Raw genomic sequence first — 13,919 nt, 5'->3', positions numbered from 1 at the left:
TTGCATCCGGGTCGTCATGCTGCCGTCATCTTCGCCGGGTTAATTACCACCCGGATCTGAATGACCGACACCATGAAAACCACGACATTACTCATTGCCTGCCTGGCACTCGGCTCGGTGGCTGCCGCCGCCGACAACTCCCACCTGGTGCGCCTCTACGAGGAGGAAGTCCTCGCCCACGATCTCTACGTGGCGCTCGGGAAGAAGCACCCGGACATCCGTCCGCTGCAGAACATCCCGCATTCCGAAGCCCGGCACCGGGAGGTGATGGCCGACATTCTCAAGGCCGAAGGGATCAACATCCCGAAGCCTCCCGAAGGCCGCCGCTTCACCACCAGGGGACTCGACCGGACCTATCGCCAGTGGCTCAAGGAAGGCCGCCGTTCCGAAGTCGACGCCTGCCGGGTGGGAGTCCGCCTCGAGGACCACGACATCGCCGACCTGAGGGCGGCCCAGAAGGACTTTCCACAGCACAAGGAGGCGCTCGCGAACCTTGAGGCCGCCTCCAACAACCACCTGCGCGCCTTTCACCGCAACCTGACCGGCCGCGGGGGCAAGTACGAAGCCGAGGCCCTTCCGGCCGCGGACTTCAAGGCCATCGTCGACGGGGAAATGCAGCGGGGCGCCTGCGGTGGTGACTGCGGCAAGTGCGGGCCCGACAATAATCGAGCGGACCGCGGAAAATGGGGTCGCGGACCCGGTGCCGGCAAGGGCCCGGGCGGACCACGCAGTTGCAAGGGTCAAGGCCAGGGAAATGGCCGGGGTCGTCAGGGTGGCGGAGGCCCCAACCGCTGAAACCCAGCCAGTCCACTCCCCGCGAATTTTCACTCGCGGGGAGCCGGAGCCTTTCGAGGGCTGCCCCTCCGAAGCGCCCAAACCCCACCTACTCCACCTCGGCGGACTGAAGAGTCGGCGGCACCTCGATCCGCCAAATGCCGCGCAAGTCGTCCATTGAGTAACCGGTGGCCTCGTCTTCCGGGTAAAGCGTGGCAAGTGCCTCCCGGGTCTCCGCGTCGACGTCGTTGGCACCACCGTGACACTTCAGGCAAAGCGCGTTGTTGATCACGATGGGCAGGCGCACCACGGCACTGCCGTCGTCACTCCAGGCAACCTGGGGCTTCGGATCCGCCCGCATCGACTCGAGTGCGGCGAGATCCTCACCCGTGGCCCGTTGACCGGGATTCCGCGGTCGATCACTCAACCGCTTCATCTCCACTCCCTGCTCTTCGGCGATCCGGGCGGTGAGCGAACCCGCCTTCGACGAGCAAACCGGGATCGCGCGGGTCGTCCCCCCCTCGGCAATCGCCTTGCCGAGTTCGCCGGAAAGGCTCTCGAAGGCCGCCTGCGCCGCCCCCTTCGCCAAGGCGATCACCTTCGACGCGTTCCTCCCGTCGACCTGCTCGTCGCCTGCCGAGCAAGCCACCAGGCAAAGCCCGGCAACCAGCCCCGGCCCGGCGATGATCCAACGTGCCTTCACACCGAGCAGGATTTTCCGTTGCCGACTTCGCCCGCCCGCTGGTTCCACGGCGCCTTGGCGAGGAGCATCGCCATGCCGCACCAGTCGGTGAATCCGGCCACCACGAGGCCGACCCCACAGAAGGCGGCCAACCCGAAGAAACCGGGATGCACCCACTCACCCAGGACGATCCCAACAACCACCATCATCCCGACCGCGATTCGCACCTGCCGCTCCAATGAGAGCACCGCGGCTCCACGATTGGCCGGCAAACCCGCCGCATCCCACGCCAGCACGCCCCCTTCCAGCACCCGCAGCCGCTCGCATCCAGCCGACGCGAGTTGCGATCGCGCCATCTCCGCCCGCTTGCCGGAACGACAGATGATCACGCAGTCGTGATCCTTCAAGTCATCGGGCCGCAGGCTGCCCAGCGGCATCAGTTCCGAGCCCTCGATGTGAAGCGCCCCGTACTCCGCCGGCGTGCGCACGTCCACGAGCTTCACCCGCCCGTGGTCCAGTTCCTCCTTCAGTTCTTTCGCAGTGATTTTCATGTCGATTCTTTCATCGGGCCATTCGCAGCCCGGACTTGGCGGCTACATAGCCATATGGTTATGCTTGCGCAAGCGCTTTTGAGCGGGATAATCGGAGCCATGAAACTTGAAGCGTTCGAACTCGAGCGGGTGGCCTCGTTTTTCCGCGCCTTCTCGGAGCCGACCCGGCTGGCTCTTCTCCAGGAGCTCAAGGCCCGGGCCTGCACCGTGAGCGAACTCGTCGGGCGTCTTCCCACGACCCAGGCCAACATTTCCAAGCAACTCAAGATCCTCTACGAGGCCGGCGTGGTCGCCAGGAAGAAGCAGGGGACGACGGTGATTTACTCGATCGCCGAACCGGCCGCCCTTGAGCTGTGCCGGATCGCCTGTGACAAACTCAACCGCGAAGCGAAGGTCAAGAGGCTGCGCTTCTGACAGCCGCCGGCTCAGTCGAGCTTCGAAAGCTCGCCGATCAGGTCTTCAAGGGGCGGACGCTGGTTGATGTCGTGAACGTCGATGTAGCGGATCACGCCCTGCTTATCGATCACGACGAGAGCCCGCTCGGTGGTGCCATCGGAGCGCAGCAAACCATAGCGGGAGGCCACCTTGCCGTGCGGCCAGAAATCCGAAAGTGCCTCGAAGTCGAGCCCCCCCATGGCCACGGTCCAGGCATGCAGTGAGGGAAGATTGTCGGTGGTGATGCCGAGCAGGGTCGCATCGTGCGACTCGAACAGGCCCAGCGAGATGTTGTAGCCCGGCCACTGGGCCGAGCAGACCGGCGTGTAGGCGGCCGGCACGAAGGTCAGCACGACGTTGCGCCGGCCCCGGTAGCTGGAAAGCGTGACCTTCTTCCCCGAGACGGAAGGCAGGGTGAAGTCCGGCGCCTTGTCCCCCACCCTGACCTTGAGCACGCTGTCCACCGGTTTCTGGTTGCCCGGCCGGTAGACCGACGCCTTCAGATCAGGCGGGACCCCATTGCTGGACAGGTCGCACGAAGCGAGGGCCATGGTCGCGACGACCATGCCGGATGAGAACGCGGCGTTCATGGTGAGACGTGGATTCATTCAATGATTTCCGCCAGCAATGGCTCCTTGTCACCGCGCAGGTCCTCGATCCGGGTCTTCTCGACCCACGAACCTCCGCGGCGCTCGAGCACGATCATCAGCGGTGGCCGAAAGCTCCCGAAACGCTTGGAAATCGTGAGGTCGCGGTCCGGAACCACGGGATAGTCGACCCCGAAGCGCTGGCGGTATTGCTCGCTCTCCAGCGGCGTATTGCCCCAGCCGATGGCATAGAAATCGACACGGGAACCGAGCCCCTTCTGCTGCACCATCTGGTGGAGTTTCTTCGAGTGGGGCGCCATCGTCTGGCAGGTGTGGCAATACATGTCGAAGAAGTTGAGCACCACGATCTCCGCCTTTGAATTCCGGTAGTCGGCCACGGGCCCCGCAGGGGGCATGGGGGCACCACCGGAGGCGGGGCCGGAACACCCCGGCTGGACCGCCATCAGGCCTGCCACGATCAGCGGAATCATTCGACGATTCATGTCACCAAGGTGGTCGGGAAAAGATCGAATGCAAGGGATTGGCGGAGAGGCGCGGCCAAGTCCCCGCGCCTCCCCTGCAACCAACGAATCAATAACGCCAGGTCAGGCCCATGTCGACGCTGTCCTCCGAGAGGTCGGATCGCAGCGTGATCGGAACCCCAGCCGGGCCGGCTCCGGTCTGGCTGAAGGATTCCTCGAAGGCGTGCATGTAGGCCACATTCAGCACCAGGTCCGGACGGATCTGCCAGCCCACGCCGATGGTGAGATGGTGCCTGACGATCGCCGGGAAGCCGATCGTGCGGAAGGTCTCGTAGTAGTAGCGCGGGATGTTCTTGCCCTGCACGTTCACCACTTGGGCGGGAATGCCTCCCGGCAAGAACGCACCGTTGAATCCGTTGTGCTTCTTCACCGGGTTGGTGCCGAAGTTGTAGCCACCGCGAATCCACAGTTTCCTCGGAAGCAGTTCATACTGGACCCCGAGCCCGACGACCCATTCGTCGCTCCAGTCGAAGTCATCGTAACCGGCGGCATCGCTCCAGTTGATCCAGCGTCCGTCGAGTTCGATCATCAGGCGGTCGTCGAGACCGGTCCACGCCACGCCGATGCCGATCTGCTGTGGCGCCTCGAGTTCCAGCGAATCGATGAGGCCGTTGCCATCGAAGTCGGTCACGTTGTCGAAAGTCGTCGACTGGGGACTGATGTAGGTCAGGCCCACGGACACATTCTGCACCGGCTTCCAGACCAACCCGATCTGGGCGCCGAACCCGAAGTCGTTCTTCGGGCCGAGTCCGAGGTCCAGGGTGGCGTAGTCGATGTGGGCGGAGAAGCCGACGGAGAACTCCGGCGACACCGCATAGGCGATCGACGGCGCGATCTTCATGATCGCGAGGTCGGTGTAGGATCCGGCGACCAGCGGTGCGCCCCACCCTGGATTGGGGTTTCCAATCGGGGTCCCCCGGTAGTCGACACCCAGTCCGGTCACTCCGTAGGCCGCGAATCCGGCACGCCAGCGACCTGCTTCGTCACCGATGGGGAAGGACACCCCGAGTGCGGGGATCGGGTAAACGGTGTCGTCGCTCGCGCCGAAGTAATTACCAAACGGACCCGCAAGGACCGCGGCATTCACCTCGGGCATGAAGAAGGTGATCGCAGCGTCGACCTGTGGCGAGGCACAGCTCGGGCTGATGCACATGGCCGCGGGGTTGGAAAACACCGCGCTGATGGCATCCTGGGGCGCGGCGATCCCGGTACCCCCGAGGGAGCGGGAGATCGGACCGATGCCGATGAGGTTGTCGCCATTGGTGGCGAGTGCGGGTGCAACGAGACCGATCGCGGCCGCGGCGAGGGGTAGGGCTTGGCGTTTCATGGATTCATGGGGTAGCGCCCCTCGGCCTCACCAGAGGCTCCGGGGCAGAGATTCAGGTGAAGATGATTTGGGAACCCGCGGAGAGTTCGTAGAACTCGCCAACGGTGAGGACCTTGTCCATCTGCGGACAGAAGTCGTCGTCGCTGAGATGGAACATGTCGACGGTCGCCCGGCAGGCGTAGATCTTGCCACCGGCGTCGGAGATCATCTCGATGAACTCGCCGACCGGCGGGATGTCGAGGGCCTCCATTTCCTTGTTCATCATCGAGGTGGCGAAGGCGGACATGCCCGGGATGGCCCCCATCCAGGTCGGAAGGGGAAAGCCCTTGGCCGAGGGAACCCGCATCGCCGGGTTTCCGACCGTGGCGATCTTGATCGAGTTCATGTATTTCTTCAGGATGCCGTAGAGACCGAAGAAGGTGAAGAAGAGGTTGGCTTCGATCCCCTCCATGCGGGCGCCGTTGGCCATGATCAGGCCGGGGTAGATTCCCTCGAGGGAACCGCGGGAAACGATGATCGAGACTTTCTTGATGGGTTCGTCAGACATGTTGTTGGATGGTTGGAATGGTGCCCGGCACCGCCGGGCGCCGGCCCGTCAGACGCAGCTGGCGGGTTTTGGATAGCCGGCGATCTTCGCGGCCTTCTTGATGGGACCTCCCGGGAACAGCGTGTAGAGTTCCTTGGTCGGAATGCCGCCGACCTTGTTCATCCGCCGCATGCCGGGGACCTTGCCCTTCTCCGCGAAGTCGCTGGCGATGAAGTCCAGCACCTTCCAGTGGGCATCCGACAGGGTGACCTCCTCCTCTTCGGCCAGGGCGGCCGCAACCTCGCGGTTCCATTGCGAGTGGTCGGTCATGAAACCGTCGTCATCGACGGTGATCGTCGTTCCATTGATTGTTTTCTCAGGCATCGTTGTTGGTGGTTGTGGTTTGATTGAAAGCCGGGGTCAGCCGACCGGTGCGGGCGCCTCGACGCCCTCGGGCAATTTCTTGCCGGACATGGACATCCGGTGTCCGACGAGCGGAATCGGGCGTCCCTGGAGAAGCATGTTCCAGTAGACGTGCTTGAAGGCCATCTTGCCGAAGTGGTTCATCCGGGACTCGCCGAGGAGGGACATCGGCCCGACCAGCGGGAGCGGGAACTTCCCGGGCACCGGCTCGAGTTCGTAGTTGAAGTCGAGAAGGAAGCCCTTGCCGCCGCCGGACTCGATGAAGCAGTTGGCATGACCGTCGAACTTCTCTTCGAGCGGCTCGTTCCGGATGAAGCTGAGGATGTTCTCGGTCAGCACCTCGGCCTCGAAATGCGCCACCGATCCGGCCTTGGAGGTCGGCACGTCGGTGGCATCACCGATCACGAAGATGTTGTCGCGGGCCTTCGATTGCAGCGTGTGCTTGTCGACCGGCACGAAGTTCATCTCGTCGCCGAGACCCGAGCGCTCGATCATCGGGTCGCCCATGTTGGGCGGCACGGTCACCAGGAGGTCGTAGGGCACCTCGCGCTCGTCCCAGGAGACGATCTTGTGGTTTTCGTTGTCGACGCTTCCGATGTTGAAGTCGGTGACCACCTTGATCCCCTTGTCCTCGAGCAGGTGCCCCAGGATTCCGGAGGCAACGGGCTTGGTGAACGCGCCCGACAGGGGCGTGACGTAGACGATCTCGGTCTTCTCCCGCAGCCCCCGATCCTTGAGCCAGCTGTCGGCGAGAAAGGCGAACTCCAGCGGTGCGACCGGACACTTGATCGGCATCTCGCAGACGTGGACCACGAGGCGCCCGCCCTCCCAGCGGCGCATGGACGAGCGCAACGAACGCGCACCCTCGAAGGTGTAGAACTGATGCACCCGGTCACCCCAGTCCGGACCCGTCATGCCCTCGACCTCGTCGGGGCAGGGCTCGGTGCCGGTCGCGATGATCAACAGGTCGAAGTCAAGAGTCCGCCCGTCTTCGAGCGCCACCCGGTTTTCCTCCGGGAGGACCCTTTCCACAGTCGCCTCCAGGTATTCCACGCCGTTCCCGACGAACTTGCGCTTCGGCTTCACCACATCCTTTTCGGAATAGATGCCGAAGGGCATGAACAGGAATCCCGGCTGATAGTAGTGATCCCCCTCCTTGTCGATGATGCTGATCTTCCATTCGTCGCGATCCAGTCGCCGGCGCAGATGGTTGGCCATGATCGTGCCGGCCGTGCCGGCACCAAGGATGAGGAGTTGTTTCATGAGTCGTCGTGGGGTTGGAGGTAGTGTTCGCGCATGAAGCCGATCAGCCCCCGGATCCGCTCGTCCGCGATGCGGTAGACGATCTGCCGCTTGTCGCGACGCTTCGTCACCACACCGGAAAGCCGGAGCATCCTGAGCTGCTGGGAAACATTCGACATCTGCTCGAGCCCGAGAACCTCGACGAGATCCTGAACGCAGGCCTCGCCGTGCAGCAGGGTGCAAACAATCCGGAAGCGGATCTTGTTCGACAGCAGATGGAACAAGCCCACCACCTCCTCACAGACCTGCCGGTGGCTGTGGAATTCTTCCTTCAACTGCTGGAGCTCTTCCGTCGTCATTTCAACCGTTGCGCATTTCAATACTTCAGCACTTCTTCAAGTGTCAGCGCGCCTGATGCCCGAGACTTCGCATAATTTGCTCTTCCGGATTTCGTTCGGGGAATTCCGGGATTTTTCCAAACCCTTGCCTCGAACGCGCCGCTCCATTACCTCCGCCTCGTGATCCCCAACGTCCTCGCCGAGCGCTACACCTCCCCCGCCCTTCAAGCCATCTGGTCCGCCGAGGGCCGCATCGTCCTCGAGCGGGAATTCTGGATCGCCGTGATGAAGGCCCAGCGCGACCTCGGACTCGACATTCCGCAGGACGCCATCGACGCCTACGAGTCCGTGAAGGACCAGGTCGACACCGGCTCCATCATGGACCGTGAGCGGGTCACCCGCCACGACGTCAAGGCACGCATCGAGGAGTTCAACGACCTCGCCGGACACGAGCAGGTCCACAAGGGCATGACCTCCCGCGACCTCACCGAGAATGTCGAACAACTCCAGGTCTTCCGCTCGCTGCAAATCATCCGCGACCGCTCCATTGCCACCCTCGCCCGCCTGGCGGAGCACTCGAAGCAATGGGCCGATCTGGTGATCACCGCCCGCACCCACAATGTCGCGGCCCAGCCGACCACCTTCGGCAAGCGACTCGCGATGTTCGGCGAGGAAATGCTCGCCGCCCATGTCGATCTTCAGGAGCTGATCGATCGCTATCCCGTCCGCGGTCTCAAGGGCGCGGTCGGCACCCAGATGGACCAGCTCTCGCTTTTCGAGGGTGACGCCGGAAAGGTGGCCGAACTGGAACAGCGGGTGGTCGCCCACCTCGGCATGCCCGCCCTGTGGACCAACGTCGGGCAAGTCTATCCCCGCTCACTCGATTTCCGCGTGGTGGCGCTGCTCACCGAACTGGCGAGCGGCCCCTCCTCGATGGCGAAAACGCTGCGGCTGATGGCCGGACACGAAACCGCCAGCGAAGGATTCGCCCCCGGTCAGACGGGATCGAGCGCGATGCCGCACAAGATGAACTCCCGCTCCTGCGAGCGGGTCAACGGCCTCCACGTGATCCTGAAAGGACACCTCGCGATGGCCTCGGGCCTGGCCGGCGATCAATGGAACGAGGGCGATGTCTCCTGCTCGGTGGTCCGGCGCGTGATGCTGCCCGACGCCTTCTTCGCCATCGACGGTCTGTTCGAAACCTTTCTCACCATCCTCGGCCAGATGGACGCCTACCCGGCGGTCATCGCCAAGGAGAACGCCCGTTACCTGCCCTTCCTGATGACCACCACGATCATGATGGAGGCGGTGAAGGCCGGCGTCGGACGCGAAACCGCCCACAAGGCGATCAAGGAACATGCCGTGGCCACGGTGAACGATCTCCGCACCGGTGGTGTGGAAACCAACAACCTGATCGACCGCCTCGCCGGCGACGAGCGCATCCCGCTCTCCCGCGAGCAGCTCGGGGAAATCGTCCGCGCCGGTGAGACCAACGCCGGAGCCGCCCGCTCACAGATCGGGGCCTTCGCCGCCCGCGTCGAGGCCCTGGCCGAAACCCATCCGCAAGCCGCGGCCTACCAGCCGGGTGGCATTCTTTGACGGACGGCCTTGAAGGCGGGGCGCCCCCGCCCGGCAATCCAGAGGACGATTCGGGCCACCACGATCGCGGGACGAGGGCGTCCCGCCTCCTGAACTCACCGGTCAGGGCTGCGTCACCTTCCAGCGCGCAAACCCCTTGCCGGCCGGAGCGGTCGCGGACCCGATCAACTGACCGCCGCTGTGATGCACGGAGACGCCCGCGGCATCCCACCCGACCAAGTCGTCCGACACCTGCATCTCGTAGACGACGTCGCTCCGCATCTGCGGCAGCGGGGTGCTGAGTTGGAGGGTCTGGCCATTGAGGGCGAGGACTTGAGGAAGCCGCGAACGGTCCGTCGGGCTGAGGCCGAAGGCATACTCGAGACCGTTGCTCAAGCCGTCGCCATCGTGGTCGCCATCGAATCCATCGGTGACCAGGGGGAACTCGGCCGCAATCCACTCGCCAAAGTCACCCATGCCCGCCACGAAGGTCACGGCCATTGGAGTCGGCGTGGTGTAGCCTCGCCCGCCAATCGTTGCCTTCAAGCGAAGGCCGATCGTATCGCCGGCACCGGGTGAGGGATCGAGACCCGCGGGACCGACCCGAACGAAATCCTCGCCCTCACCGGGCACGATCTCGGACTCGGCGACGGTCCACTGGCAGTCGCTGAAGGCGATGTCATCGATGAATACACCCGCCTGCGACGAGGTGCTGACGTAGGTCGCATAGTCGGTGGGGCCGAAGTTGCCTGTGTAGCGCAAACGAAACCGAACCCGCACGAGTTTGCCCTCCTCCAACGGAACCACCCGCTGCACAAATTCCGGATCATTGATCAGAAGACCGCGCCAGGTCACCGGATTCCCCGAAATGGAGTCCACGGTGGTCCACGGACCCAAGGCCTCGGAAACTTGGACTTCGAGATTCATGAAGTTGGTCATGTAGCCCCGCCGCAGGTGGTAGAGAAGCTGCCCGCCAGAGCCGGGAAGCAGCTCCCTCTCGATCACAAACGACTGGGGGGAAACATCGGTCGGGGACTCGAATACCAGTCGAAACGCTTTGCTGCCACTTCTCTTGAAGCCACTGCCATTGCGCAATGCGTAGGCCGCCGAAGTCTCGTCAGTGATCTCGACACCATCCCCATCCTCGGCACCAGCCGTCCAGGTGGCGGCTTCACCGACCGAGACGACCACGGCATGGGAGTCCGCTCCAACGACTGGCTCGAAGAAGTAGTTCGCCCCCGACAATGGAGGCGTCGGAGTACCCGTTAGATCGAGGCCATCCGGAATGACATCCGGGTCGATGACCGTGACGCTGTAGCTGTGGCTGACCGTTGCGCCGTCGAGTTCGATGCCCGAGACCGTCACCTGATAGGTCGTGTCGGCATCCACGGAGGTCAGCGCCACCGAATCCGGAACCGACCAGACGATGGCCGGATCCCCGAGGCTGAGCGTCTCCCGATCGACCAGCGCCGTCGCCACCGGCGCCCCCGCCGAGTCGGTCATGCTCACCGTGGCCGAGGTGAAGTCGGCACCTGGATGACTCAACGACCATTGCTTTGCCATCAGCGCGTCCGGGAAAAATCCGGCCGAAGGCCAGGACACGAACTTCGGCGTCACCGCCACCAGCTCGCTGGAAGCAGGATAGACGTAGAGCACGTTGGAGGCACGGCGCGTTCCATCCCCCGGCACGTCGCCGGTGGCGAAATCGGACACGCCCTGCTTCAGAATCCAGCGCCGGTGACCGACGCCCGAACTCCAGATCGAAAGCGTCGCCGGATCGTTCTCCCGCATGTAGGCATCGATCGCCTCGGGGCCGCAGAACCCGAGCGCGAGGTTGCCGTTCTTCGCTCCATTCCACGCCGTCGTGCTCCAGCAATAGTAGGGAGGCTGGCTGCTTGGAGGATCGTGACTGAGCGGCGTCAGGGTGTAGAGATCGGCCCACGAGAACATCATCGCGGCAGCCTGGGCTGCCGTCGCCTTGGTCGTCGCCGGAGATGGGCGACGGTTGGCGGGATCACTGGGCAGGATGACCACCGAAGCGCCGGAATTCATCACGACGTTGGCGTCGAGACCCGCCATCGCCCGGTAGAAATTCACCCGGCGTTCCACCGCCTCGACGAACTCCAGCGAATTGGTGCCCGGGCTGCAGGTGCCGTAGGTACCGTTCCAGTCCATGATCTCCGAAGCCCCCTCCGACGCCGAGTAATAGCGATTCCAAAACGCCACCACCGAAGCCCGCTGGGACGGATCAACCGTCAGCCCCGTGGACGGCAGCGGCCCTGAGGCCGAGTAGCCAGACGACGCCAGAAGCAGCAGCAAAGCCGACCAGCCGATGATTTGCGAAAAACGAACCACCGGGGTCTTTTACTTAAGTTATTTTAAAAAACAAGAAATCTGTTCCAATTTTCCCCTTACGCGAAGGCGTAGCGAGCCGCGCTGAGGCAATGGATGGCGGCGGTTTCGCTCCGCAGGACCGTTGTCCCCAGGCTTGCGGCCACGAAACCCGCCTCAATCGCTGCTCGGGTCTCCGAATCGCTGAAATCCCCTTCGGGACCGACGAGAAAGACGGCTTCCGCGGGTCTGGGGGCCTCCTCAAGGGCCGCCCGCAAAGGGACCGAGTCCGCTCCCAGAGACGCGAGAATCCGGCGATTTTCCCCGGAGGACTGGCGACCGAGGAACTCCTCCAGGCGCTCGGTCGGACCCACCGGGGGCAGCCGCCAGCGTCCGCACTGCTTGCAGGCCTCGAGCGCCGTCCTCGACCATTTCCCACCCTCCCCGCGGGCGATGCTGCGCTCGCTCAGCACCGGAACGATTTCGTCAACCCCCAGCTCGACCGCCTTCTGGATGGTCCAGTCCATCGCCTTGCCCTTGAGGGCGGCGATGGCGAGCACTACGCGGACCGCGGGCTCCGCTTCCCAGCGCTCCCCGGAAATGGTGAGGCGGACCTCCTGCTTTGATACCGAGACGATCGTCGCCTCCGCCCCTCGACCGGCTCCATCGAAGACCTCGACCCGGTCCCCGGGCGCCGCCCGCATGACCCGCGCGCAATGGTGGGCCTCGGCACCGGTCAACGACGCCTCCCGGCCCCAACGCTCCGGCTCAAGCAGGAAGCGTGGCATGGCTCAGGAACCGAAGAACCGCTTGGCCTTTTCGAAGAAGGACTCCTGCATCGGCGAGTTGTGGTCGCCGATGGACTCGGAGAACTCCCGCAACTTGTCCTGCTGGTCGGAGTTCAGCCGGGTCGGCACCTCGACTTGGACCTCGACATGCAGGTCGCCCTTGCGGCTTCCCTGCAGGGTCGGCATGCCCCGCTCGCGCAAACGGAAGAGCGTTCCGCCCTGCGTTCCCGCCGGGATCTTGATCGAGGCCTTGCCGTCGAGCGTCGGGACCTCCAGTTCGCCCCCGAGCGCCGCCGTGCTGAAAGGCAAGGGAACCCGGCAGAAAAGATCGCTGCCATCGCGCTCGAAGACATCATGGCTGCGCACGTGCAGGAACACGTAGAGGTCCCCGGAAGTGCCGCCGCGCACGCCCGCATCGCCATTGCCCGAAGACCGCAGGCGGGTGCCGTCCTCGACCCCCGCCGGGATGCGGATCTTGATCCGGCTGGGCTTCTCGACCCGGCCCTCGCCATGGCACTCCGAGCAGGGATCCGCCACCGTCTCGCCCGCGCCGCGACAGTCGGGGCAGGTCGTTTGTTGAATGAAGATTCCGGCCTGGCGCGCCACCACGCCGCGGCCGCCGCAGGTGCTGCACGGGCGAGATCCGCCGCCGCCCTTCGAGCCGGTGGCCGAGCACTTCGAGCAGGCCGTCTGGTGCTCGATCTCGAGCTCCTTCTCGACCCCCCTCGCGGCATCCTCGAGTGAGATCTCCAGGTCGTAGCGCAGGTCGCTGCCCCGTTGCTTGCCCGAGGCCGAACGCCGGCCACCGCCGAAGAACTCCTCGAAGCCCCCGCCGAAGGCGCCTCCGAACACCTGGGAAAACAGGTCCATCGGATCGTGGAAGCCACCGAAGCCGCCGAAGCCACCCCCGCCCCCGGCGCCCGCACCGGAGAAGGCCTGATGCCCGTAGCGGTCGTAGGCGGCACGCTTGTCGGGATCGCTGAGAACCTCGTAGGCGTGGCCCAGCTCCTTGAACTTCTCCTCGGCCGCATCGTCACCCGGGTTCTTGTCCGGGTGGAACTTCACCGCGAGCTTGCGGTAGGCCTTCTTGATCTCCGCGGCACTGGCGTTCTTCGACACCCCGAGCACTTCGTAGTAATCGCGATCCGACATCAGCTCAGGCGTCCTCAGGTTCGCTCTTCTTCGAGACCACCACGCTCGCCGGCCTCAGCAGCCGGTCGCGCAGCAGATAGCCCCGCCGGGTCACCCGCAGGACCTTTCCCTCCTCCTCGCCCTCCTCCTGGGAAACGGCATCATGCAGGTTCGGATCGAAATCGAGGCCCTCGGCGGCGACTTCGGTGACCCCCTGATTGCGCATGAACTCGTCGAGCTGCTTGCGGACCATCTCCATGCCGACGTAGATCATCGAGCCCTGCTCCTGGCCGGCCGCCTGCATGCCCATGTCGAAGTTGTCGAGAATGGGCAGCAACTCCTCGAGCAGCGACTGGTTGGCGTAGCGCAGCGACTCCTCGCGGTCCCGCGCCGCGCGCTTGCGGAAGTTCTCCAGGTCGGCGGCGGTTCGCATCGCCACTTCCTTCCACTTCAGCAGATCCTTCTCGAGGGCCTCCAGAGGATCGACGGGCTCGTCATCGTTTTCGGGCGCTTCACCCGGTTCCCCGGCCTCGGCAGCCTCCGTCTCGGCCGGACTCTTCTGCTCCACCTGTTCCACGGATTCCTCCGGCGCCTCGTCGGGCCGGACTTCCGCTTCGCTTTCTTTCGAATTCATGGGCCGCTACCTGCCACCCACCGCCCCGCT

General features: G+C 64.3%; 16 protein-coding genes. 3 read left to right on the top strand and 13 right to left on the bottom strand.

Annotated elements, in window-relative coordinates:
• The first annotated feature begins 72 nt into the window (after nt 1–72).
• Nucleotides 73–795, top strand: coding sequence for a DUF2202 domain-containing protein (locus ACG2LG_RS00870; protein WP_396255507.1), 723 nt, complete (start codon nt 73–75; stop codon nt 793–795).
• An 88-nt stretch (nt 796–883) separates the two neighbouring features.
• On the opposite strand, the gene ACG2LG_RS00865 is transcribed toward ACG2LG_RS00870, so the two are convergent.
• Together ACG2LG_RS00865 and ACG2LG_RS00860 are read right to left on the bottom strand one after the other, a co-directional pair.
• Nucleotides 884–1,477 carry a DUF3365 domain-containing protein gene (locus ACG2LG_RS00865; protein ID WP_396255505.1) on the bottom strand — a complete coding sequence of 198 codons (594 nt, stop codon included), beginning with the start codon at nt 1,475–1,477 and terminating at the stop codon, nt 884–886.
• Nucleotides 1,474–2,007 carry a rhodanese-like domain-containing protein gene (locus ACG2LG_RS00860; protein ID WP_396255503.1) on the bottom strand — a complete coding sequence of 178 codons (534 nt, stop codon included), beginning with the start codon at nt 2,005–2,007 and terminating at the stop codon, nt 1,474–1,476. Before ACG2LG_RS00860 ends, ACG2LG_RS00865 begins: the two co-directional genes overlap by 4 nt.
• Before the next feature lie 99 nt (nt 2,008–2,106).
• On the opposite strand from ACG2LG_RS00860, the gene ACG2LG_RS00855 reads away from it, so the two are divergent.
• On the top strand, nt 2,107–2,421 hold the full coding sequence (locus ACG2LG_RS00855) for an ArsR/SmtB family transcription factor (protein ID WP_396255501.1): 315 nt from the start codon (nt 2,107–2,109) through the stop codon (nt 2,419–2,421).
• Between the two features lie 11 nt (nt 2,422–2,432).
• Here ACG2LG_RS00855 and ACG2LG_RS00850 read toward each other — a convergent pair whose 3' ends face one another.
• The 7 genes from ACG2LG_RS00850 to ACG2LG_RS00820 form a co-directional block, all read right to left on the bottom strand.
• Nucleotides 2,433–2,993 (bottom strand): redoxin domain-containing protein, encoded by a 561-nt coding sequence (locus ACG2LG_RS00850; protein ID WP_396255560.1) that lies wholly within the window; start codon nt 2,991–2,993, stop codon nt 2,433–2,435.
• Nucleotides 2,994–3,046: 53 nt separating this feature from the next.
• Entirely contained in the window at nt 3,047–3,520 is a 474-nt protein-coding gene (locus ACG2LG_RS00845; RefSeq protein ID WP_396255499.1) for a TlpA family protein disulfide reductase, read from the bottom strand.
• 100 nt (nt 3,521–3,620) lie between these two features.
• Complete coding sequence (locus ACG2LG_RS00840) at nt 3,621–4,898, bottom strand: OmpP1/FadL family transporter (RefSeq protein ID WP_396255498.1); 1,278 nt, start codon at nt 4,896–4,898, stop codon at nt 3,621–3,623.
• A 52-nt stretch (nt 4,899–4,950) separates the two neighbouring features.
• Nucleotides 4,951–5,445 carry a DsrE/DsrF/DrsH-like family protein gene (locus tag ACG2LG_RS00835; protein WP_396255496.1) on the bottom strand — a complete coding sequence of 165 codons (495 nt, stop codon included), beginning with the start codon at nt 5,443–5,445 and terminating at the stop codon, nt 4,951–4,953.
• Between the two features lie 48 nt (nt 5,446–5,493).
• Nucleotides 5,494–5,808, bottom strand: coding sequence for a TusE/DsrC/DsvC family sulfur relay protein (locus tag ACG2LG_RS00830; protein WP_396255495.1), 315 nt, complete (start codon nt 5,806–5,808; stop codon nt 5,494–5,496).
• Between the two features lie 36 nt (nt 5,809–5,844).
• The gene (locus tag ACG2LG_RS00825; RefSeq protein WP_396255493.1) at nt 5,845–7,110 is read right to left on the bottom strand and encodes an NAD(P)/FAD-dependent oxidoreductase; all 1,266 of its coding nucleotides are present in this window, start codon (nt 7,108–7,110) and stop codon (nt 5,845–5,847) included.
• Complete coding sequence (locus tag ACG2LG_RS00820; RefSeq protein ID WP_396255492.1) at nt 7,107–7,448, bottom strand: ArsR/SmtB family transcription factor; 342 nt, start codon at nt 7,446–7,448, stop codon at nt 7,107–7,109. Before ACG2LG_RS00820 ends, ACG2LG_RS00825 begins: the two co-directional genes overlap by 4 nt.
• Before the next feature lie 159 nt (nt 7,449–7,607).
• On the opposite strand from ACG2LG_RS00820, the gene purB reads away from it, so the two are divergent.
• Entirely contained in the window at nt 7,608–9,026 is a 1,419-nt protein-coding gene (purB, locus tag ACG2LG_RS00815; protein WP_396255490.1) for an adenylosuccinate lyase, read from the top strand.
• A gap of 102 nt (nt 9,027–9,128) precedes the next feature.
• Here the strand turns inward: purB and ACG2LG_RS00810 are convergent, their stop codons facing one another.
• The 4 genes from ACG2LG_RS00810 to grpE form a co-directional block, all read right to left on the bottom strand.
• On the bottom strand, nt 9,129–11,180 hold the full coding sequence (locus ACG2LG_RS00810; protein WP_396255488.1) for a hypothetical protein: 2,052 nt from the start codon (nt 11,178–11,180) through the stop codon (nt 9,129–9,131).
• 236 nt (nt 11,181–11,416) lie between these two features.
• Nucleotides 11,417–12,124 carry an RsmE family RNA methyltransferase gene (locus ACG2LG_RS00805; protein ID WP_396255486.1) on the bottom strand — a complete coding sequence of 236 codons (708 nt, stop codon included), beginning with the start codon at nt 12,122–12,124 and terminating at the stop codon, nt 11,417–11,419.
• Between the two features lie 3 nt (nt 12,125–12,127).
• Nucleotides 12,128–13,276, bottom strand: coding sequence for a molecular chaperone DnaJ (dnaJ, locus tag ACG2LG_RS00800; protein ID WP_396255484.1), 1,149 nt, complete (start codon nt 13,274–13,276; stop codon nt 12,128–12,130).
• Nucleotides 13,277–13,280: 4 nt separating this feature from the next.
• The gene (gene grpE / locus ACG2LG_RS00795) at nt 13,281–13,889 is read right to left on the bottom strand and encodes a nucleotide exchange factor GrpE (protein WP_396255483.1); all 609 of its coding nucleotides are present in this window, start codon (nt 13,887–13,889) and stop codon (nt 13,281–13,283) included.
• Nucleotides 13,890–13,919: the final 30 nt, after the last annotated feature.

This window comes from Haloferula sp. A504, assembly GCF_044385805.1.
Classification (GTDB): Bacteria; Verrucomicrobiota; Verrucomicrobiia; order Verrucomicrobiales; family Akkermansiaceae; genus Haloferula.
Note: the sequence above shows the minus strand (reverse complement) of the source record. Positions and strands in the feature narration are given on the sequence as shown.